The organism is Rhodococcus sp. ACPA4 (genome assembly GCF_002300185.1).
In the GTDB taxonomy this organism is placed as follows: Bacteria; Actinomycetota; Actinomycetes; order Mycobacteriales; family Mycobacteriaceae; genus Rhodococcus_F; species Rhodococcus_F globerula.
Map to the genome: position 1 here is coordinate 428,156 of NZ_NSDY01000002.1, position 21,820 is coordinate 449,975.

Annotated in this window: 20 protein-coding genes; 15 read left to right on the plus strand and 5 right to left on the minus strand. The window is 61.7% G+C overall.

Annotated features, from left to right (window positions below):
• The first annotated feature begins 1 nt into the window (after position 1).
• The 11 genes from CJ178_RS25205 (at position 2) to CJ178_RS25255 (ending at position 11,598) form a co-directional block, all read left to right on the plus strand.
• Positions 2 to 919, plus strand: coding sequence for a 3-oxoacyl-ACP reductase (locus CJ178_RS25205; protein WP_045068701.1), 918 nt, complete (start codon positions 2 to 4; stop codon positions 917 to 919).
• Between the two features lie 479 nt (positions 920 to 1,398).
• A complete protein-coding gene (locus CJ178_RS25210) occupies positions 1,399 to 2,163 on the plus strand; it encodes an MlaE family ABC transporter permease (protein WP_033232294.1) in 765 nt (254 codons plus the stop codon).
• 55 nt (positions 2,164 to 2,218) lie between these two features.
• A complete protein-coding gene (locus CJ178_RS25215; protein WP_095888276.1) occupies positions 2,219 to 3,070 on the plus strand; it encodes an MlaE family ABC transporter permease in 852 nt (283 codons plus the stop codon).
• A 12-nt stretch (positions 3,071 to 3,082) separates the two neighbouring features.
• Positions 3,083 to 4,264 (plus strand): MCE family protein, encoded by a 1,182-nt coding sequence (locus CJ178_RS25220; protein WP_033232292.1) that lies wholly within the window; start codon positions 3,083 to 3,085, stop codon positions 4,262 to 4,264.
• Positions 4,264 to 5,283, plus strand: a complete 1,020-nt coding sequence (locus tag CJ178_RS25225) for an MCE family protein (protein WP_033232291.1) — start codon at positions 4,264 to 4,266, stop codon at positions 5,281 to 5,283. Before CJ178_RS25220 ends, CJ178_RS25225 begins: the two co-directional genes overlap by 1 nt.
• Positions 5,280 to 6,338 (plus strand): MCE family protein, encoded by a 1,059-nt coding sequence (locus CJ178_RS25230; protein WP_033232289.1) that lies wholly within the window; start codon positions 5,280 to 5,282, stop codon positions 6,336 to 6,338. Before CJ178_RS25225 ends, CJ178_RS25230 begins: the two co-directional genes overlap by 4 nt.
• Entirely contained in the window at positions 6,335 to 7,636 is a 1,302-nt protein-coding gene (locus CJ178_RS25235) for an MCE family protein (RefSeq protein WP_095888277.1), read from the plus strand. The genes CJ178_RS25230 and CJ178_RS25235 overlap by 4 nt, the downstream gene beginning before the upstream one ends.
• Positions 7,636 to 8,877: an MCE family protein gene (locus CJ178_RS25240; RefSeq protein WP_033232286.1), complete on the plus strand. Its 1,242-nt coding sequence runs from the start codon at positions 7,636 to 7,638 to the stop codon at positions 8,875 to 8,877. Before CJ178_RS25235 ends, CJ178_RS25240 begins: the two co-directional genes overlap by 1 nt.
• Positions 8,874 to 10,271, plus strand: a complete 1,398-nt coding sequence (locus CJ178_RS25245) for an MCE family protein (RefSeq protein WP_033232285.1) — start codon at positions 8,874 to 8,876, stop codon at positions 10,269 to 10,271. The genes CJ178_RS25240 and CJ178_RS25245 overlap by 4 nt, the downstream gene beginning before the upstream one ends.
• Positions 10,271 to 11,053 (plus strand): hypothetical protein, encoded by a 783-nt coding sequence (locus CJ178_RS25250; RefSeq protein WP_095888278.1) that lies wholly within the window; start codon positions 10,271 to 10,273, stop codon positions 11,051 to 11,053. The genes CJ178_RS25245 and CJ178_RS25250 overlap by 1 nt, the downstream gene beginning before the upstream one ends.
• A complete protein-coding gene (locus CJ178_RS25255) occupies positions 11,050 to 11,598 on the plus strand; it encodes a twin-arginine translocation pathway signal (protein ID WP_033232284.1) in 549 nt (182 codons plus the stop codon). Before CJ178_RS25250 ends, CJ178_RS25255 begins: the two co-directional genes overlap by 4 nt.
• Before the next feature lie 72 nt (positions 11,599 to 11,670).
• On the opposite strand, the gene CJ178_RS25260 is transcribed toward CJ178_RS25255, so the two are convergent.
• Both CJ178_RS25260 and CJ178_RS25265 read right to left on the minus strand, forming a co-directional pair.
• On the minus strand, positions 11,671 to 13,146 hold the full coding sequence (locus CJ178_RS25260) for an alpha,alpha-trehalose-phosphate synthase (UDP-forming) (protein ID WP_275586642.1): 1,476 nt from the start codon (positions 13,144 to 13,146) through the stop codon (positions 11,671 to 11,673).
• Between the two features lie 116 nt (positions 13,147 to 13,262).
• The gene (locus CJ178_RS25265) at positions 13,263 to 13,442 is read right to left on the minus strand and encodes a hypothetical protein (protein ID WP_371851322.1); all 180 of its coding nucleotides are present in this window, start codon (positions 13,440 to 13,442) and stop codon (positions 13,263 to 13,265) included.
• Between the two features lie 169 nt (positions 13,443 to 13,611).
• On the opposite strand from CJ178_RS25265, the gene CJ178_RS25270 reads away from it, so the two are divergent.
• The 3 genes from CJ178_RS25270 (at position 13,612) to CJ178_RS25280 (ending at position 18,006) form a co-directional block, all read left to right on the plus strand.
• Positions 13,612 to 15,363, plus strand: coding sequence for an ABC transporter ATP-binding protein (locus tag CJ178_RS25270; protein ID WP_095888279.1), 1,752 nt, complete (start codon positions 13,612 to 13,614; stop codon positions 15,361 to 15,363).
• Entirely contained in the window at positions 15,360 to 17,120 is a 1,761-nt protein-coding gene (locus CJ178_RS25275) for an ABC transporter ATP-binding protein (protein WP_095888280.1), read from the plus strand. Before CJ178_RS25270 ends, CJ178_RS25275 begins: the two co-directional genes overlap by 4 nt.
• An 82-nt stretch (positions 17,121 to 17,202) precedes the next feature.
• Complete coding sequence (locus CJ178_RS25280; protein ID WP_045068722.1) at positions 17,203 to 18,006, plus strand: alpha/beta fold hydrolase; 804 nt, start codon at positions 17,203 to 17,205, stop codon at positions 18,004 to 18,006.
• Between the two features lie 5 nt (positions 18,007 to 18,011).
• Here the strand turns inward: CJ178_RS25280 and CJ178_RS25285 are convergent, their stop codons facing one another.
• The 3 genes from CJ178_RS25285 to CJ178_RS25295 form a co-directional block, all read right to left on the minus strand.
• Positions 18,012 to 18,275, minus strand: coding sequence for a metal-sensitive transcriptional regulator (locus CJ178_RS25285; RefSeq protein ID WP_033232278.1), 264 nt, complete (start codon positions 18,273 to 18,275; stop codon positions 18,012 to 18,014).
• A gap of 112 nt (positions 18,276 to 18,387) precedes the next feature.
• Positions 18,388 to 18,780 carry a DUF302 domain-containing protein gene (locus CJ178_RS25290; RefSeq protein ID WP_095888281.1) on the minus strand — a complete coding sequence of 131 codons (393 nt, stop codon included), beginning with the start codon at positions 18,778 to 18,780 and terminating at the stop codon, positions 18,388 to 18,390.
• 77 nt (positions 18,781 to 18,857) lie between these two features.
• Complete coding sequence (locus CJ178_RS25295) at positions 18,858 to 21,011, minus strand: MMPL family transporter (protein ID WP_095888282.1); 2,154 nt, start codon at positions 21,009 to 21,011, stop codon at positions 18,858 to 18,860.
• A 191-nt stretch (positions 21,012 to 21,202) separates the two neighbouring features.
• On the opposite strand from CJ178_RS25295, the gene CJ178_RS25300 reads away from it, so the two are divergent.
• Positions 21,203 to 21,787, plus strand: coding sequence for a class I SAM-dependent methyltransferase (locus CJ178_RS25300; protein ID WP_033232274.1), 585 nt, complete (start codon positions 21,203 to 21,205; stop codon positions 21,785 to 21,787).
• Positions 21,788 to 21,820 lie beyond the last annotated feature (33 nt).

A 21,820-nucleotide genomic window follows, 5' to 3' on the forward strand; every position in this document is an offset into this window, starting at 1 on the left:
GATGAATGCTGTGAAGAGCGAGGACACCAGTCTCGAAGGCAAGGTCGCCATCGTGACCGGTGCCGGATCGGGACTCGGAAAGTTCGAGGCCATCGCCCTGGCGAAAGCCGGCGCGTCGGTGGTTGTCAACGATCTGGCGCCGAACGAGGCCGTCGAAGCAACTCTCGACGAGATTCGTAGCCTGGGCGCCAAGGTCGAATTTGTTGCCGGCAATGTCGGCGAACGTTCCACGGCGGACGCGCTCATGGAGAAGGCGCAAGGCCAGTTCGGCAGTGTCGACATCGTAGTCAACAACGCCGGAGTCGTCCGCGATCGGATGCTGTTCAACATGTCCGACGAAGACTGGGATCTGGTACTCGAAGTCCATCTGCGTGGACATTTTCTGTTGTGCCGCAACGCCGCTGCGTATTGGCGCACAAAGTCGAAGGAAGCCGGCGCGCCGGTATACGGGCGCATCGTCAATACGTCGTCCGAAGCGGGATTGCTGGGGCCGGAAGGTCAGCCGAATTACGGTGCCGCCAAAGCGGGCATCACGGCGCTGACTCTCTCCGCCGCTCGCGGGTTGTCTCGATACGGGGTGCGCGCCAATGCCATCTGCCCACGGGCACGGACGTCGATGACCGAGGGTGTTTTCGGTGACGCGCCGGACGAGGGCATCGATCCGCTCTCACCCGAGCATGTGGCGTCGTTGGTGTCGTATCTGGCATCGCCGGCAGCAGACGCAGTCAACGGTCAGGTCTTTATCGTCTACGGCCCCATGGTCGCGCTGATGGCGGCGCCCGTGGTGGAGCGGCGGTTCGACGCCGACGGGGCGGCCTGGTCGCCCGAGTCGTTGTCCGTCGCGATCGGTGATTACTTTGCCGACCGGGATCCCGCCACGATGTTCTCGGCTTCTGCAGCTCTTCGGGAGTTGGGCTGACGCGAGTTGCTGCCGGCTTGCCCACGACACGAAACTCGAATTCACAGATATCGCCGTTGTCGTCGTGTTTTTTGGTAGAAAGAGCATGGTCACATGTCCGAATGACTGATTTGTCGCGAATGCGAGACTGTCGGTCTTCAAAAAAGTGGACTGTGTTCTAATTTCGCGCGTCATGGACAGGGTGGTAGAACCCGCGAACGGAGTGCGCGTTTTCTGATTGTTGACGGCATCGCCGATGTCGATCATCCACCAAAAGTATTAACTTGCATGATATTTCGATCATTTGGCCGCAAATGGCGGACAATGTGAGGTGTGTTCGATGCAGGGTTTCCCGGTCGTGAAATTTGGCTATTCCCGGTGATATGCGCCCGTTTTTGACAGGTGAACACGTTCTAGTTAATATGACCTGAGTCACAAGCTGTCGGGGGCTGGACTATGCAAACAGACAGTGTTGCGGCAACAAGAGACGAGGAGGACGGATGGTAGACCTCGTCGAGGTGCCATTACGGGCGGTCGGTGGCTTCTTTCAGATGTCAGCGGAAACCTTGCGGGCAGTCTTTTCTCGTCCCTTCCAGCGTCAGGAATTCATCGATCAGGCCTGGTTCGTAGCCCGGGTCTCGATGGTCCCCACCGTGCTGGTCGCCATCCCGTTCACCGTGCTCGTCAGCTTCACCATCAACATCCTGCTGCGGGAGATCGGCGCTGCCGACCTCAGCGGTGCGGGAGCCGCGCTCGGCACCGTCACACAGGTCGGCCCCATCGTGACAGTCCTCATCGTCGCCGGTGCCGGCGCCACCGCAATCTGCGCGGACCTCTCCGCCCGTACCATCCGCGAAGAAATCGACGCGATGAGAGTGCTCGGCATCAATCCGATCCAGCGGCTTGTTGTGCCTCGGGTGCTTGCGTCCACCGGAGTGGCCCTGCTGCTCAACGGCCTGGTCATTACCATCGGCATCCTCGGCGGTTTTGTGTTCTCGGTATTCATCCAGGACGTCAACCCCGGAGCATTTGTCAACGGCATCACCTTGCTGACCGGATTCGGCGAGCTGATGCTCTCGATGGTCAAGGCTGGACTCTTCGGCATGATCGCCGGACTTGTCGCCTCGTATCTCGGGCTCAACGTCAAGGGCGGCGCCAAGAGCGTCGGCGACGCCGTCAACCAGACCGTCGTGTTCGCCTTCATGGCGCTGTTCGTCGTCAATGTGCTCATCACCACCATCGGTATCAAGTTGACGGCCGGATGAGGCGCACGGCGAGCAGGAGAACTGTGACACACCACGACGGACGGGAGGCGTACTGATGGCATTGGCAGCAGCAGGGCGTTTCCCGCGAACTCGGCGGCAGATTCGATCCGTCTCTCGCGGCGTCGACAGCATCGGTGATCAGGCACTGTTCTTCGCGAAAGCGATCGGGCATGCACCAAAGGCTTTGATGCGCTACCCACGCGAGACACTTCGCTTGATCGCCGAGATCAGCATGGGAACCGGAGCACTGGCCGTCATCGGTGGCACCGTCGTGATCGTCGGCTTCCTGACTCTCTTCACCGGAGCCACCATCGCCGTGCAGGGCTACAGCTCGCTCGGCAACATCGGCGTCGAGGCACTGACAGGATTCTTCGCAGCGTTCATCAACGTTCGTATCGCCGCACCCGTCATCGCGGGAATCGGTTTGGCCGCCACCATCGGTGCCGGCTCCACCGCGCAACTCGGAGCGATGCGTGTGTCGGAGGAGATCGACGCCCTGGAGACGATGGCCATCCCGTCCATCCCGTATCTGGTCAGCACCCGTGTCATGGCCGGCATGATCGCCATCATCCCGTTGTACTCGCTGGCAGTGATTGCGTCGTTCATGGCCAGCCGTTTCGCGACGGTGTTCCTGTACAACCAGTCCGGCGGTGTGTACGACCATTACTTCACAACCTTTCTGATACCCACGGACATATTGTGGTCGTTTGCGCAAGCGATAGTCATGGCCCTAGCGGTCATGTTGATTCACACCTACTACGGCTTCAACGCGACCGGCGGCCCGGTCGGCGTCGGCGTCGCCGTGGGTAATGCGGTGCGCGCCTCACTGATTGCGGTTGTCACCGTCACCCTGCTCATCTCACTCGCCATTTACGGTGGGTCCGGCAACTTCAACTTGTCGGGATAGGGGACGGAGAGAATGACAGTTCCCAGGTGGCACAAGAAACTTGCCGCGGCCGGTTTGATCCTCGGACTCGCGGCAATCGTGGCCGTCGCACTCACCATGTTTGCGGGCGGCTTCACCGAGAGCACCCCCATCACCGTGATGTCCGCTCGCGCCGGTCTTGTCATGGAACCGGACGCCAAGGTGAAATTGCGCGGCGTGCAGGTGGGCAGCGTCGAATCGATTTCCCTCGACGGAGATCAAGCGAGTCTGCAACTGGCGATGTATCCCGACCAGATGTCGAAGATTCCGTCCAACGCCGGCGTGGAGATCAAGTCCACCACCGTCTTCGGAGCCAAATACGTCAACATCGTCATCCCGGACGATCCGTCGACACAGCCCATTCAAGAAGGTGCGGTCATTACCTCCGACAGCGTGACCGTCGAGTTCAACAGTGTGTTCGAACATCTTTCGGAGGTACTGGCCCAGGTCGAGCCGGAAAAGCTGAACGCAACACTCGGTGCTATTTCGACGGCACTCAACGGCCGCGGCGAAGCACTCGGCGAGGTTCTCGAATTGGGCGACACCTACTTGCAGAAGATGAATCCCACATTGCCGCAACTGCAAGAGGATCTGGCGAGCGCGGCCACGGTCACCAACCTGTACGCGGACGTGGCACCGGACCTACTGCGCATCCTCGACAACGCAACCACTACAAGTGGTTCCATCGTGGCCGAGCAGGCCAACCTGGATCTGCTGTTGCTCAACATCACCGGCCTCGCCAACACCGGTAACGCCTTGCTGACCGACAACGAGCAGGACCTCACCACGTCCCTGGACACCCTGACGGCAACCACGACGCTGCTCGAGGAATACTCACCCGGTCTGACGTGCTTCCTCGTCGGATTGAACGACGGGCGCATCAAATTCGAGCCGATGGCCGGCACCGGTGACAAAGCGGCGTTGATGCTCAGTGCGAGCTTCATGTGGGGTGCAAAGGCGTACACCAATCCGGAGTCCCTTCCCAAGGTTGCCGCATCGGGCGGCCCGAATTGTTACGGCTTCCCCACCTTCGATCCGAAGGTCGACGGTAAGGCCCCGTTTGCGGTCACCAACACCGGAAACGTGCCGTTCGTGCCCAACACGGAGTTCGAGGTGACGGTTCCGACGATCTTCCAGTTCCTCTTCGGGGACTCTTACGAACAGGACGGGGAGTGATGAGACCGACAACGGTAAAGCTCTTGATCTTCACACTCGTCATGTCGGTGATTTTTGCCGGACTGGCCATCGTGTTCAGTCAGGTGCGATTCAGCAGTAGCAACGGTTTTCACGCCACGTTCGCCGATGTTTCCGGTCTGAAGTCCGGCGACAAGGTGCGGATCGCCGGTGTTCCGGTCGGATCCGTGACGGGCGTGTCCATCGATGATTCCAACCAGGCTGAAGTCAGCTTCGACGTCGATACTCAGTACTCGTTGATGAAGAGCACCAAAGCGACGGTCCGCTACGAGAACCTGGTCGGCGATCGCTACATGGAGCTGCTGGAAGGCACCGGTTCGACCGAATCTTTGTCGTCAGGTGGTTCGATTCCGGTTGATCAGACATCGCCCGCTCTGGACCTGGATCTGTTGCTCGGTGGTTTCAAGCCGCTCCTGCGCGCGCTGGATCCTCAGCAAGTCAACGATCTGTCAGGAGCGCTGCTTCATGTCCTGCAAGGCCAGGGCGGAACTCTGGTTTCTCTTCTGGGAAACACCAATTCGTTCACCAATACGCTCGCGGATCGCGACCAGTTGATCGGTGACGTGATCACCAATCTCAACGACGTTCTCGGGACGATCAATGACAAGGGCGATCAGTTCTCCACCACGATCGATCAACTCCAGCAGTTGGTGAGTGGTCTGGCGCAGGACAGCGGTCCGATCGCAAATTCGATCACCGAAATCGCGGGTGCAACAGGGGATCTTGCGGCGCTACTGGGAGCTACCCGTCCGGACATTCAGACGTTGATCGGTGAAACCAACCGCACGATGACACAACTGGATCTGGGCAAGGAAGACATCAACACCGCACTCGCGCGTCTGCCCTCGGACTACCAGAAGCTGATCCGCGTCGGAACCTACGGTTCGTTCTTCCAGTTCTATCTGTGCGCCAACACCTTCAAATTCTCCGGCCCTGACGGAACCACGATCGTCCTGCCCACGGCAGTACAGACCACGGGAAGGTGCGCGAAGACACAATGAGTCCTGCCCGTGAACGAAATCCCGTACAGATCGGCGTCGTCGGTCTGGTCCTGGCTGTCGCGACGGTCGGTGCCACACTGCAATACGATCAGCTCCAGTTCCTGTCCGGCGGTATCCGGCACTCCGCTTACTTCGCCGACGCAGGCGGTTTGGTTGCCGGTGACAACGTGACGCTGGCCGGCGTCAACGTCGGCAAGGTCAGCGAGGTCGAACTCGACGATCAAAGCGTGCTGGTCACCTTCACCGTCCAGGACGGCATTGCACTCGGAGAACAGACGTCAGCCGACATCAAGACCAATACCGTGCTTGGCCGCAAGTCGCTGGCCGTTCGGTCCGAGGGGCCGGGGCTGTTGCGCACCGGTACGCCGATCCCCTTGGAACGCACCAACTCTCCGTACTCACTCAACGAAGCACTCGGGGATCTCGGTACCACCGCGGCGGAACTCGACACAGAACAGATCAACGATTCTCTCAACGCGATCTCGGATACGCTTGCCGACACCCCGCCGGAGTTGCGGGGAGCCCTCGACGGCATGACTCGGCTCTCGCAGAGCATCAACGCGCGAGACGAAAGTTTGCTCCAATTGCTCTCGCGCGCTGAGGACGTCACCAAGATTCTCGCGGATCGCAGCGGGCAGATCGACTCGCTGTTGGTGGACGGAAACAAGCTGTTCGGTGAGCTGAGCTTGCGCCGTGACGCGATCAGTGAACTGATCGTCAACACCTCAGCGGTATCACGTCAGCTCTCGGGGTTGGTTGTGGAGAACGAGGCCCAGATGGGTCCCACCCTCGAGAAGCTGAATTCTGTTGCCGAGGTTCTTCAGAACAACAAGGACAACATCTCCGGCGCGCTCGACGGCCTCGGCCCGTACATCACGGCACTCGGCGAGACCGTGGCAAGCGGACCGTTCTTCGACGCCTTCATCATCAACATTCTTCCCAGTAACTGGTGGAAGACCCTGGTGGACAGCAGCGTTGATCCCGAACAAATTCCGTCGGATCTCGAGGACTTCTTTCCCGGGATTCCGCCGACGATCAGGGGGCCAGGAGAATGACCGACACAACAGCCTCCACCGGCTCGCGTAATAAGTGGGTACTGATCGGCGCTGCGGCGCTGGTCGTGCTACTCGTCGCGGCCGCGGCTTACCTTCTGATTCCGGGACTGGGCAAGACCAAGATCTCCGCCCACTTCGTGTCCACGACGGGACTGTACGAAGGCGACGTCGTCCGCGTACTCGGCGTCAACGTCGGCAAGGTCACGAAGATCGAGCCTCGAGATCAGGACACCTACGTCGAGATGGCTGTCGACCGCGGCGTCGATGTACCAGCGGATGCTCAGGCACTCATCGTCGCGCAGAGCCTCGTTTCTGCGCGGTTCGTTCAGCTGACCCCGGTCTATTCCGGTGGTGACCAGATGCCAGACGGTGGCGTTATTCCGATCGAACGCACCGCGGTCCCGGTCGAGTGGGACGAGATCAAAACGGAACTTGCCAAACTCTCCGAGGCACTAGGCCCGGAAGGTATCGACGACGAAGGTTCATTGGGACGCTTCATCAATACGCTCGGCGACAACCTCGAGGGCAACGGAGAATCCATTCGGATGACGTTGCGCGAGTTGTCCGCCACCATGCACACACTGTCGGAAGGCCGGACGGATCTCTTCTCCACCATCCGTAACCTGCAGGCGTTTGTCACCGCGCTGTCCTCGAGCAACGAGCAGATCGTGCAATTCAGCGGACATCTCGCTTCGGTCAGCAGTGTTCTCGCAAGCAGCTCCGACGAATTGGGCACGGCCCTCAGCGATCTCGACCTCGCGGTGGGTGACGTCCAGCGGTTTGTCAACGACAATCAGGCAGCTCTGAGTGAATCGGTGGCGCGGTTGGCCGACGCAACCCAGGTACTGACCGACAAGCGCCCCGAGATCGAACAGGTGCTCCACTCGGGCCCGACGTCGCTGGCCAACTTCTACCAGATCTACAAGCCGGCGCAGGGCAGCATGACCGGTGCAATTGCACTGAGTAACTTCAAGAATCCGATCCAGTGGATCTGTGGTTCCATTCAAGCCATCGACACCGGTCCAGCTGAGAGGAGTGCTGACCTGTGCAAGGAGTACCTCGGCCCGGTGCTCAGCACGCTCATCATGAATTACCCGGGATTCCTCTTCAACCCGGTTTCCGGAGTTCAGGCCTTCCCGGACCAGATCGTGTACACGGAGCCCGGTTTGGAAGCGGCGGCAAGTCCGGGTCAGGCCGCGTCGGCCCCGCAGGCGGCAGCAGATCCGTTGAACGGCGTGCCGATGCCGTCCGTGCCCAAGGACCTCACCGAACTCTTCAACATGGGGGGAGGCAACTGATGCGCGCGAGAGGTAAAGCAGTAGTGGTGACGTTAGCCGTCGGCGTTGCTCTCGGCGCCAGTGGTTGTGAATGGAACGGGCTGAACTCCGTGCCGATGCCCGGCACCCAGGGCCGAGGCGAGGGGTCGTACGAGGTTCAGATCGAGATGCCCAATGTCACAACCCTGTCGCAGAATTCACCCGTCCGGGTGGACGACGTGGCCGTGGGGAGCGTCTCCAATATCGAGGTCCAGGGCTGGCATGCTCTGGTGACGGTGTCGCTCAACCCCGAGGTCGAGTTGCCCGCCAACGCGACCGCGAAGATCGGGCAGACCAGTTTGCTCGGATCGCAGCACATCGAACTGGCTCCGCCGGTCGAGGAGGCGCCGGAGGGGCGTCTCGAGGCCGGCGACGTCATTCCCCTCGAACGAGCGGGTGCCTACCCGACCACCGAGCAGACGCTGTCTTCGTTGTCCGTCGTACTGAACGGTGGCGGACTAGCACAGGTGCAGGACATCACCACGGAATTGAACGCGGCACTCATCGGGCGAGAGGATGCTGTTCGCGACTTGCTCCCGCAACTCGATCAGCTCGTCGGAAGCCTCGACAAGCAACGCGGAGACATCATTTCGGCGATGGAAGGTATCGACCGGCTGTCGTACACCGTCGAGGCGCAACGTGACACTCTGAACAAGGCGCTCGACGGAATCCCCCCGGCACTGGACATCCTGGTGGCACAACGTCAGGACATCACCAACGCGTTGACGTCCCTCGGCGGCCTGAGTGAGGTGGCCAGTCGCGTCATCAACGAAAGCGGCGAGGATTTTGCCACCAATGTTCGGTCGCTGTCTCCAACTCTGAAAGCACTTGCCGATTCCGGTAATGCGCTGACGCAGGTGCTCGGGGTTCTGCTCACGTTCCCGTTCCCGCAAAACGGAATCGACAACGTCATTCGAGGCGATTACGCCAACCTGGCCATGACCATCGACTTGACGCTGCCGCGACTCGACGCGAACTTCCTCACCGGTACACCGCTGGCAGGTTCCCTGGGCGGTCCGGAAGGTGTTCTCGGCACGCAAGCGGGGCTGGGCGGGCAGGCAGGCAACCCGTTGAGTGATCCACTCAGGCCGGCCGCAGCTCCGGCTCCCGCAGCTCCGGCTCCGGCAGCAGAGGCTCCGGCGGCGGACCCGAACACCATCACGATCCCGGGACTTCCGCCGATCACCATTCCAGGACTTCCTCAGGGGGCACCAGCACCATGATGCTCACAAAGTTCGTCCGCATCCAGCTTGTCATCTTCGCGGTATTGACCGTCATCGGTCTGGTCGTGATGGCAACACAATACGTACGTGTTCCGGCGATGATCGGGATCGGACGCTACGCCGTCACTGTCGAATTACCGTCTACCGGTGGGTTGTACAAGAACTCCAACGTGACGTACCGCGGCCAGAGCGTCGGCGTCGTGAAGGCCGTCGAGTTGTCACAAACCGGTGTGAATGCCCAATTGTCCATGGACAGCGGAGTCGAGATTCCGGCCGACGTCGACGCCGTGGTCAAAAGCGTGTCCGCGATCGGCGAGCAGTTTGTCGATCTGATCCCGCACACCGACTCCTCCGGTGCCATCGTCGTATCCGGTCACCTGGAGAACGGCTCCGTCATACCGGTTGACCGCAGTTCCGTGCCCCAGGATGTCGGCGCGTTACTCGATCAGGCAGATCTGTTGCTGCAGAGCATCTCCGACACGAAACTCAAGACCGTCATCGACGAATCCTTCAAGGCGTTCAACGGTGCGGGACCGGATCTGCAGAAGCTGATCGACTCGGCTCGCCTGTTCGTCGAAGAAGCGAACAACAACTCCGACGCCACCAAGACGCTGATCGAGCAGGCCGGACCGCTGCTCGACACCCAGATTGTCAGCAGCGACGCCATCCGTTCGTGGACAAGCGATCTGGTGACCTTCACAGACCAGTTGCGAGCCAGTGACCCGGATCTGCGGGCGATTATCCAGAAGGGCCCGGCAGCGGCGTCCGAGGCCAATGCACTTCTCCAGGATCTTCAACCCACGTTGCCGATTCTCTTGGCGAACCTGGTGTCCGTCGGTGAGGTCGGGGTGTTGTACAACAACGCAATCGAGCAGATCCTTGTCATCTACCCACCGCTGTCGGCAGCGCTCGTTACGGTCGCCGGCTCCGGAAACCCCGCGGATGGCGCCTTGGTCGACTTCCACCTCGAAGTCAACGATCCGCCGCCGTGCACCACAGGATTCCTCCCCGCCGAGGAGTGGCGCAGTCCCGCGGACGAATCACCGATCGCAACTCCGTCGGATCTGTTCTGCCGCATAGCCCAGGACTCGCCGATCGCCGTGCGCGGTGCACGCAACCTGCCGTGCGCGGAATTCCCGGGGCGCCGCGCCGCGACAGTGGAACAGTGCAGGACCGGTTACGAGCCCCTGGGCACCAATCCGCAGACCGGGCCGCCGCAACCGATCACCGCGACCCCCAGTTCCTATGCGTCGGAGCCTGGCGTCACCGCACGTCGGTACGATCCGACTACAGGCACGTACATAGGACCCGACGGGAGGACGTACTCGCAGCCGAAACTCGGTGCCGGCGGAGACATCAGTCTCGAAGAGTTCATGAAGGGTCAGCAAGGTTGATGAACGAAGAAGAACCCAAGCAGCGGGTGCGCCGTCGCGCGTCCCGGAGCGCCGGACCCACCGGCGCAGATACAGACGCAGCGTCGACGGTAGTTCCCAGTGAAACGGCAGTGCCCAGTGAAAAGGCAGTGCCCAGTGAAAAGGCAGTGCCCAGTGAGAAACCGGCTGAACAACCTGTCGCACTGACCAAAACCGAAGCGAGTGTCAGTGCACCGAAGTCGCACGCTGAAGAGCCGAAGGCGCCTGCGGCGGTGTCACCGGATTCCGAACCTCCGGTTCCGGCAACAACGCCACCGAAGTCCGGGAAGTTGGTCGGCGGGATAGTCCTGGCATCCATTGTCGCGCTGGTGTTTGCGGTGGTGTCTGTACTGCTGTTGGTGGATCGCAGCAAGGCTTCCAGCGCTGAGGAAGAACGGTCCGCATATATCGCCGGTGCGCGGACCACAGCGCTCAACCTGACGACTCTGCATTCGGAGACTGCGGGCGCCGATCTCGACAAGTTCTTGGCCGGCACCACCGAGGAATTTCAATCGCAACTCGACGGACGTAAGGACTCGTTTGTCGACGTTCTCGGACAGGTAGGCGTCCAGACGGACGGCGAGATCCTCGAAGCCGGGTTGGAAAAGATCGACGGCGATTGTGGAACCTCGCTCGTCGCGGTGCGTGCAATGCAGAAAAACGCGGAGCAACCCGAGCCCGAGGAACGCAACTATCGCCTGCGAATCACCATGTGCGATACCGACGGGCAGCTCCTTGCCTCGAATGTGGAGTTTGTGCCATGACCCCGGAGACGACAGACCCAGCAACTACAGCTACAGGCGCGACGTCCGCGCGCGTGTCACCATTGACCATCGTCTTGTGCGTGATCAGCGCGCTGGCGATTGCACTGGCAGGCTTGTCGGCGTATCTGTACTTCGGTCCGGACGGAACTCGGGATCTGGCGGCCACGGACAACACCAGAGAAGAAGTGGTGCAAGTGTCCTCGGACCAGGCAGTCGCGATGTTCCAGTACGACCACAACAATGTCGATCAGCAATTGCACTCGGCAACAGAAGGATTGACCGGCGATTTCCAGAATCAGTTCACCGAGTTGATCGAGTCGGTCATCATTCCCGGCGCGCAGGAGAAGGCGCTGACCGTCCAGGTTGTCGTACAGGGCGCGGCAGTTCTCGATGCCGCACCGGATACCGCCACCACGATGCTCTTCCTCAATCAGATTACGACGTCGAAGGATTCGCCGGAGGCAGTCGCCAGTGGCAGCCGCGTCAAGATGGGGCTGGAGAAGCAGGATGGTCGCTGGTTGGTGAATAGCGTTCAGCCGTTCTGATCGACACATGCTCGACATGAAACAACCCGGCCGAGGGAGTCCCCTCGGCCGGGTTGTTTCATGCCGGCGTACTCAGTTGTTGTCGTCGATTTCGTGGTTCTCGTCCGGTGCGATCAGTGCCGGCCCCGCAGCGCCGCCGTGCGCGAGAGCGTCGAGGAACGAGTGAGCCCAACGGTCCACGTCATGAGTGAGTACCTGACGGCGCAGGGCGCGCATGTGGCGTCGTCCGTCTTCCTTCGGCTGGTTCAGTGCTTCCACCATGGAGTCCTTGACGTCGTCGAGGTCATGGGGGTTGCACAGGAATGCCTGACGCAATTCTGCTGCCGCACCGGTGAATTCGCTGAGCAGTAGAGCGCCGCCCAGGTCGCTGCGGCACGCTACGTATTCCTTGGCAACCAGGTTCATGCCGTCGCGAAGTGGGGTGACCAACATGAGGTCGGCGGCAACAAAAAACGCAATGAGTTCGTCGCGGTCGACCGGTCGGTGGATGTAGTGGACAACAGGGCGGCCGACTTCACTGAACTCGCCGTTGATGCGCGAGACCATCTGCTCGATGTCACCGCGCATCTGGACGTAGCTTTCGACGCGCTCGCGGCTGGGAGTTGCCAACTGGATCATGACGGTATCGGCGGGATCTATCCGTCCGTCGATGAGTAGTTCGTGCAGTGCGTTCAACCGAACGTCGATGCCCTTGGTGTAATCGAGGCGGTCGACGCCGAGCATGATCTTCTTGGGGTTGCCGATTTCTTTGCGAATCTGCTTGGCGCGGTCGCGAATTGCCTTGGAGCGTGATCGCTCGTCGAGCTTGCCGGAGTCGATGGAGATGGGGAACGCGCCGACGCGGACGGTGCGGAAACCCACTTGCACAACACCAAGTTTGGAGCGGACGCCGACGTTGCCGCGTGAAGTTTGTTGTCCCGCAAGACGCCTGGCGAGGAAGAGGAAGTTCTGTGCGCCGCCGGGAAGGTGGAAACCGATGAGGTCCGCGCCGAGGAGGCCTTCGATGATCTCGGTTCGCCACGGCATCTGCATGAACAGTTCGACCGGCGGGAACGGAATGTGCAGGAAGAACCCGATGGTGAGGTCGGGGCGCAGCATCCGCAGCATCTTCGGTACGAGTTGAAGTTGGTAGTCCTGGATCCAGACCGTCGCGCCGTGGGCCGCAGCCTTGGCGGTGGCTTCGGCGAAGCGGCGATTGATCTCGACGTACGCGTTCCACCATTCGCGGTGGTACTCGGGCTTGACGATGACGTCGTGATAGAGCGGCCAGAGCGTCGCGTTGGAGAAGCCTTCGTAGTACTCGTTGATCTCGGTGGCGCTGAGCGGTACCGGGTACAGCTCCAGTCCGTCTTCGACAATGGGGTCCATGTCGGCGTCGGCAACACCGGCCCAGCCGACCCACGCACCTTGCTTGCTACGCAAGATCGGTTCGAGAGCGGTGACCAAACCACCGGGACTGCGCTTCCATCTTGTGGAACCGTCTGGCAACCGCTCCAGGTCGACGGGCAGGCGGTTCGCTACTACGACGAACTCGGCCTGCCCGGACACGGTCTTCTCTGCGGAGAGAGCAACTGCGTCGTCAGAGGGGATTGAGCTGGCCGATTCCGGACTGACAGACACGTGGTTCCTTCTCGTTAGGTATAGGTGAGAGACTCGATCGAGATTCAGTCGAGCTTGCTGACGGGGCTGATTCCGAGCATCGAGAGCAGCATCCTGCACTCGTCGGCGTCTTCCGCGTACGCAGCGACAACGCGCTGTGCCATACGGGCGGTTTCCTCGGCTACAGTCTCGATTTCCTCGTCCGGGATCTCGACTTCGGCTTCGACGGTCGTCTTCTCAGACATCATGTTCCTCTCGTGCTTGCCTGCACGGCGCAAGCAATGGTTCCGCAAGCAATGGTTCTACAGCGACTCTATGAGAACTGGGCACGTCAACGCTAGTTGCTCATGCATTAGGGTCGACTTACTTCTGTGTCTACCGGACATTCTCGTCCCTATCAATGCTTGGAGTTCCATGAGCACGACCCAGGTGAGTGAAGCCGTCGATTCGGGTGAATCAGGCGCAGGTAAAAGCAGTGGGGCTGCGATTTTGCGCCGAGTTCTCGTGCGTAATCGGGGACCGCTGGCGATCGGCACCGTTCTGGTGTGCCTGCATCAACTCGCCGAAACCGCGGTGCCGATTTCGATCGGTGTCATCATCGATCGGGCAATCGAGACTTCGGACACCACCACGCTCGTCGTGTCGATCTGTGCGCTCGGTGCATTGTTTCTCGTGCTCACCGCAGCCTGGCGGTTCGGTGCTCGGTTCATCGTGACGGCGATGCAGCAGGAGGCACACAGATTGCGCCTCGAAGTGGCACACCGCGTTCTCGACCCGCGAGGGGTACACACGAACCTGCGATCCGGCGAATTGCTCACGGTATCGACGTCCGACGCGGAACAGGCGTCCTGGATAGCCGACATCGTGCCGCGGGCAGCAGCGGCACTGACCGCTGCGGTGGCGTCGGCTGTCGCGTTGCTGTGGATCGACGTCACGCTGGGGCTGGCGGTGTTGATCGGCACCCCGGTCATTCTCGGTCTACTGCAACTGTCCGCGCCGCTGATCACGTCCCGCGCGACGGGGAAGCAGGCGTCGATCGCCCGGGCATCGGCAATGGCAACGGACTTGGTGAGTGGACTGCGCCCGCTCCGCGGCATCGGCGCGGAGAAGTCGGCGTCCGATCGCTATCGCGGTGCAAGTCGCGAAGCCCTCGCATCTGCGGTCCACACGGCAAAGGCCACTGCGATCTACACCGGTGTGTCGGCGACGGTCAGCGCTTTGCTTGCTGTGGGGATCGCCGGTTGTGCCGGCTACTTCGCATTGCAGGGCCGAATCACGGTGGGAGAGTTGATCACCGTGGTCGGCCTGGCGCAGTTCTTTCTCGAACCGCTCGGCCTGCTGGCTTCTCTCCCCGGATATTTTGCGGTTGCCCGCGCGTCGTCCGATCGGTTGGCGTTGGTGCTCGACGCCGATCCGATCCTGACCCCGGGCTCGGTGACCGAGACACCGGGCTACGATCTGACTCTCGAAGGGCTGCAATTCCGTTCACTCGGCGGCGTCGATCTGCACTGCGACGCCGGCGAATTGTTGGGGGTCGTGGCGTACCAACCGCAGGACGCCGAGGCGCTGGCCACGGTGCTGTCCGGGCAACCGGGCGCACACGAGTACCGAGGTTCTGTGCGGATCGGCGGAATTTCGCTGCAGGACATGGACTTGGCAGTGGCCAGGCGCACCGTGCTGGTGGAACCGCACCTGACCGATCTGTTCGGGGGTTCGCTTGGCTCCAATCTCGCAGCTGGCGCAGGCGATGCGCAGTCCTCGGATCTGGGGGAGGTGCTGGCTGCCTCGGCCGCCGCCGATGTCGTCGACTCCCATCCCCATGGACTCGACCTCGAGGTCACCGACCGCGGAGCCAGCCTGTCCGGCGGTCAACGGCAACGGGTCGCGCTGGCACGCGCGTTGCTCACGAAGGCGCCCGTGCTGGTGCTGCATGATCCGACAACCGCGGTGGACGCGGTAACGGAAGCGTCGATTGCGGCAGGCATCGCGGAATTGCGCCACAGCGGAACAGCGCTGCACACCACGATCCTGATCACGAGCAGCCCGGCGTTGCTGGCGGCAACGGATCGTGTGGTCGTTCTGGATCGGGGAGTAGTAGTGGCACAGGGGACGCATGCCGAACTCGCTCACCACGACACCGACTATCGAGGGGCGGTTCTGCGATGACCGGGAAAGCGACACGCGAACTGCTGCCGATCGCGGGCGGGCGCGAAACCTGGCAGTGGTTGAGGTCGGAGTTGGCGCAGCGGAAGCTGCAGAGTTTTCTTGTTGTGGCGGTGTCGGCCGCAGCGGCCGCGATGGCGTTGGTACCGATCTACGTGTTCGGTGTCCTCGTCGATCGGGTTCGTGAGGGTGCCCCCACGTCGACAATTCTGACGGTGGTGGCGATCATCGCGTCGGCGGCCGTCGTTGGTGGTGTTTTCACGGGATACGCGTCGTATCTGGTCAAGAGGCTGGGTGAGAACATCCTCGCGGATCTACGCGAGCGCACCGTCGACCGGGCACTGCGGTTGCCTGTGCCGACGCTGGAGAAGGTCGGCAAGGGTGATCTGCTTTCTCGCGTCGGCGATGACGTTGCCGTGATCGCCAAGGCAGTCTCCGAGGTGATTCCGAACCTGATCGGAGCCGTTCTGCTGGTCGCGCTCAGCATGGTGACCATGCTCGGTCTGGACTGGCGTCTGGGACTGGCCGGTCTGGTGGCGCTCCCGATGTACGCGATGGCGCTGAAGTGGTACCTGCCACGATCGGCGCCGATCTATGCGGCCGAGCGTGTGGCGATGGGTGCACGTTCGCAGGCATTGATCAGCAGCGTGCAAGGTGTCCGGACGGTGCGGGCCTACAGCCTGGAGAAGGAACACCTCGGGCGGATCGACGACGCGTCGGCGAAGGCCCGCGATCTTGCGGTGGGAGTGTTCGGCCTGTTCACCAGGTTCGCCGGGCGCGGGAACCGGGCCGAGTTCGTGGGCCTGTCCATGATCCTTGTTGTCGGGTTCCTGCTGGTGCGTGACGACATCGTGACGGTCGGCCAGACCACAACGGCAGCATTGCTGTTCCACCGCCTGTTCAATCCGATCGGTTCGCTTCTCTACACCTTCGACGAAGTGCAGTCGGCGGGCGCGAGCCTCGCACGCCTTGTGGGTGTCGTGGATATCCCGGAACCCGACCGCGCCGACATCGACGTGGCCGAACCCCGTGATCGCTCACTGACATTGCGGGACATCAGGCACAGTTACGACGGGCGCGAGGTTCTCCACGGCGTCAGTCTCACGCTGGCCGCGGGGGAGCGGGTGGCGCTGGTCGGCTCGACCGGTGCCGGGAAGTCGACGGTGGCGGCGATCGCCGCCGGATCGTGGGCACCGACGTCGGGAAGCGTGCTGATCGGTGGTGTTGCGTTGGCCGGTGTCGCGGACCTACGACGCCACATCGGCATCGTCAGTCAGGAAGTCCACGTATTTGCCGGCCCCCTGATCGAGGACCTGCGACTCGCAGCGCCCGAAGCGTCCGAGGAGGACGTGATGTCGGCGTTGAAGACCGTCGGGGCGTCAGGGTGGGTGGCGGCCTTGAGCGACGGTCTTGCAACCGTTGTCGGCGAAGGTGGGCACGAGATGACGGCGTCGCAGGCACAACAGTTGGCGTTGGCCCGGTTGGTTTTGGCAGACCCGGCTGTTGCGGTGCTGGACGAGGCGACGGCGGAGGCCGGAAGTGCTGGTGCCCGCGAATTGGAGGCAGCTGCTGATGCGGCAACGTCCGGGCGGACCACTCTTGTTGTCGCTCACCGACTTACGCAAGCGGCGGCAGCGGACCGGGTGATCGTGCTCGAGCACGGACGGATCGTGGAGGAGGGGCCGCACCTCGAGCTGGTGGCTGCGGGCGGTCGGTACGCGCACCTGTGGACAGCATGGGAAGGTCGCGAGACGCGATAGTGTTGCCGCAAGCGGGGGAGCTTCGGTCAACCCGAAATCAGGCTGAGAAATGCAGCGGCAGAACACGAGGAGGAAGGCAGCTATGACGGTCGCCACTATCAACGGAATCCCGATCAATTACCAGGTCAAAGGTGATGGGGATCTGGTGGTGCTCATCATGGGTACTGGAAGTCCTGGGCGGGTGTGGGATCTTCACCAGACCCCCGCACTCGTTGCGGCGGGGTACCGCGTCTGCACCTTCGACAACCGTGGAATCGCGCCGTCCGGTGAGAGTGTCAGCGGTATCACGATGCCGGACATGGTTGCCGACACCGCAGGATTGATCGAGCATCTCGGTGGCGGCCCTGCGTACGTGATCGGAACGTCGATGGGTGCCCGAGTGGCTCAGGAACTCACGTTGGCCCGTCCGGACCTGGTCCGCAAGGCAGTGTTCCTCGCCGGCCACGCTCGGATGGATCACTTCCAGCAGACGCTGTCCGAGGGGGAGCGCGAGTTGGTCGACAGTGGCGTCGAGTTGCCCGCAAAGTATCGAGCGGCAGTAACAGCAGTGATGAACCTGTCGCCCACTACCTTGGCTGACGAGCGCTCAGCCCGGGACTGGCTGGACATCTTCGAATTCTCCGGTGGCACAACAGCACCCGGCGTTCGAGCTCAGCTGAACATGGATCGCTCGTTCGATCGCCGTAGTGAGTACCGGGCGATCATGCGTCCCTGCCTGTCGGTAGCCTTCGCCGATGACCGGATGATTCCGCCCTTCCTTTCCCGCGAGGTTGCAGACTGCATCGCTACCGCGACGTACGAAGAGATCCCGGACACCGGTCACTACGGTTACCTCGAGCGACCGGATGCCGTGAACAAGGTGCTAATCGACTTCCTGGCCGGATAAACCGCTCAGGCCAGTGCGAGGAACAGTTTCTCGAGTTCGGCTTCGGTAAGAGGGTCCTTGCCTTCGGCGCCGGTCATGCATTCACGCAGGCCGGAGGCAACGATCTTGAAGCCTGCCCGGTCGAGTGCCTTCGAGACCGCGGCCAATTGGGTGACTACGTCCTTGCAGTCACGGCCGCTCTCGATCATCGTGATCACTCCGGCGAGTTGGCCGTGAGCGCGGCGCAGTCTGTTCAATACGAGCGCAATGCTCTCTTCGTCGCCGGTCATCGTGGCCCTTTCTCGAATGTTCGTACTCGGACGAGAGTACCCCGGGGGGCATGGCAGCTGATCGTGAAGGATTCTGCTCGCGCAGCGATCAGAATCCTTCACGATCGAAGCCTCAGAGTGCGCTGATTGCGGCGCGTAGTTTGGTGGCCGCCTCGGTCGCGACAGCCTCGAGTCCGCTTTCGTCGGAAACCTGCACCATCACATCCGGATTCATGGCCTCGACGTAGAACGAATCTTCGGCCGACGTGTCTTCGCGAACCACGACATTGCACGGCAGCAGTAGACCGATTTGGCGATCGACCCCAACGGCGCGGTGCGCGAGCTGTGGATTGCAGGCACCCAGGATCAGGTACTTCTCCATGTCTTCACCGAGTTTGGCCTTGAGGGTGGCTTGCATGTCGATTTCGGTGAGGATGCCGAAACCTTGATCCGATAGGGCTCCGCGAGTGCGGGCCACGACGTCGTCGAATGTTCCGCTGACCTTGGTGCCCAGAGCGATATCCATGGGAGTTCTCCTTCTGTCGTCTTCAATTCAGCATACCCCTAGGGGTATCTGGTAAACAGTGATGTCGGGTACATGATCTAGCCGTGCGAGAAGCTGATCTTCGGCAGAACCCGGCGCAGCCACGTGGGTGACCACCACGCCGCCTTGCCGGTCAGGCGCAGCGCAACCGGAAGAAGAACCAGGCGGACGAGGACGGCGTCGAGTACGACCGCGACGCCGAGGATGATTCCCATCTCCTTCGGTGGCAAGGGGTCTGCCAAAGCGAAGGTGAAGAATACGGCCACCATCACGGCAGCCGCTGCTGCGATCACTCGGCCGGAGTGTGCCAGTCCGTCGATATGAGCGATCTTGGGATCGCCGGTTCGCTCGTAGTGTTCCTTGGCGCTCGAGAGGAGGAAGACGGTGTAGTCCATCGCAATCGCAAAGATCATCGCGAAGAAGAACACCGGACCCCACCCGTTCAGGAAGCCCTGAGGTTCGAAGCCGAGCAGGCCGGCTCCGTGGCCGTCCTGAAATATCAGCTTCGCGACACCGAATGCCGCGCCGGTGGACAGCAGACTCACCAGCGTGCCGATGACGGCGATGAGCGGTGCCTGCAGCGCGATCAGCAGTAGGGCGAATCCGAGTGTCAGAATCACGGCAATCACGATCGGCAGGTAGTCGTTCAATGCTTGCTGAAGATCGAGATTCTCGGCTGGGGCGCCCCCGACACGCGCGGATTCGGGTAGTCGCTCTCGCAGGTCGGCGAGGATGCTCTCCATCGCGGGATCGGACGGGTCGACGCTCGGAACCGCCTGCAGCATAACCAGATCGGAACCGTCCGTCGAGGGTTGTGCCGGAGTGAGCATCGCTATGCCGTCGACGGAATCGGCAACGCGCGCTGTCCCTTCTGCGTCCTCGGCGGTCGTGACAATTTGCAGCATTCCGGGAGTGCCGTCACCGAACTGCTGCTGTACCAATTCGTATCCCTGGCGGACCGGAGCGTCCTCGGGAACCACCGCGATGGACGGCATGGCCACTTTCAGTCCGAAGACGGGGATGATGAGCGCAATCAGAATCAGTAGTGCACCGATGCCGAACGGCCAGGGGTGCCGGTGCAGCAGAGACGCCCACGACGCGAACAGCGGGGAACGGTGCTGCTGGCGCCGCGCGTAGGGGAGCGAGCCGGCGTTGACCTTTGCGCCGATCTTGCCGAGCACTGCAGGGAGCAGGGTCAGTGTTGCGGCGAGAACGAAGATCACTGCGAGCATGATTCCCACCGCCATCGTGCGCACTGCGGGTGCGGGAACGATCAGAACCGCCGTGAGGCTGACGAGGACTGTCAGGCCGGAGAGAACAACGGCTTTGCCTGCGGTGTCCATTGTTTCGGCAACAGCGGCTCGGGGGTCGGGGTTCTTTCGTAGCGCGTCGCGGAATCTGGCCACCAGGAACAGGGCGTAGTCGATGCCGAGTGCAAGGGCAAACATCATCGCGAAGTTCATGGCCCACACCGAGATCGGCGTGATCTCGTTGAGAATCACCAGTCCGCCGGCCGACGCGACGAGACCTGCGAGGGTCAAAAGCAGTGGCAATCCGGCTGCGACCAGGGAACCGAAAGCCAGCACCATGATCGCGAGAGTGACCGGCCACGACATCATTTCGGCCTTGATCATGGCTTCGTGATTGGCCTTGTTGAAATCGCTCCACAACGCCGACGCGCCGGTCGGGTACACCTCGATCTCGTTGGTCGAGAGGTCGGAGAGTTTTCCTCCGAGTTGGTCGATGGCGCTCACCATGTCGTCTGTACTCGCGTTGGCGCCGGCAATCAGGATGCCGGTGTGTCCGTCGGGGCTGATCGTCATGCCGGGTTGTGGTGCGACAACGTCACCGAATCGACTGTCTTCGGCGAACAGTGCCGTTGCGCGGGCGAGGGTGTCCTGCAACTCCGGATCGCTGATCTGCTGCGAATCCGAATGCACGACAACCTGGACTGCGGCCGAGGAATTTCCGCCGAAATGCTGCTCTGCCAACTCCCGGACCTGTACCGATTCCGACCCGTTCGCTTGCCAACCTGCGCCGGCCAATGACGTGAAGACACTTGGTGCTGCGGCGCCAAGTGCCACGAGGGCGATCAACCAGATGCCGATAACCCAGCGGGTATGCGTGGCCATGGTGCGTCCGAGTCGGGCGAGTGCTCCGTCGCGTGCGCCCTGGTCGGGTGGCGCCGAATCGGCGCTTGTTGCGGTCGTCATTCCAACTCCTGATACGGGTGGGGGTATTTGCGAATTGCTTTCATGTATACCCCTGGGGGTATCTTGTTGTCACATCTCGGACCATGAGAAGTGCGGTACCGATGTCGGCTTAGGCTGTCGGCGGAGAGCGGCTGAGGCGTCGATTTCGGCCGGAAGATGAAGACACTCGTTCGGAAAGTGAGGAGACGCGCATGGATGCATCGGATTGGGACGAGCGGTACAGAGCAGTGACGCAGCCGTGGGGGATCGACCCGGCCGGAACGGTGGCTACGCGTGTGGCCGACCTGGACCCGGGAACTGCCGTCGACCTGGCGTGCGGCGACGGGCGTCATGCCCGCTGGCTGGCGGAGCACGGTTGGTCGGTGACCGGTGTCGACTACTCGTCGGTGGCGATCGACCGTGCGCGGTCGGCGGACGTGGACAGTGCCGTCAAATGGGAAGTCGGTGATGCGACGTCATGGACAACGGAAAGTGACGTTGACCTGGTTCTGGTGAGCTTTCTGCATCTTCCGCTCGCTGAACTTGTCGACACTTTGCGACGCGTCGCCGGGTGGGTCGCGCCGGGTGGGCGAGTGATGTACCTCGGGCATTCGATCGAGAACTATCACCGAGGGGTCGGCGGTCCGCCTGAGCCGGACATCCTGCCGGGCATTTCCGATCTAGCGCGAGCTGCCGAAGGCTTCCGCGTCTATGCGCTCGAACATGTGGTGCGTGCCCAAGATGACGGCTTTGCGATAGATATTCTGCTCGAGTTCGGTCCGTGGGACCGGCGCTGAACAGGCGATTCGCACCCTGGCCGACAAACTATG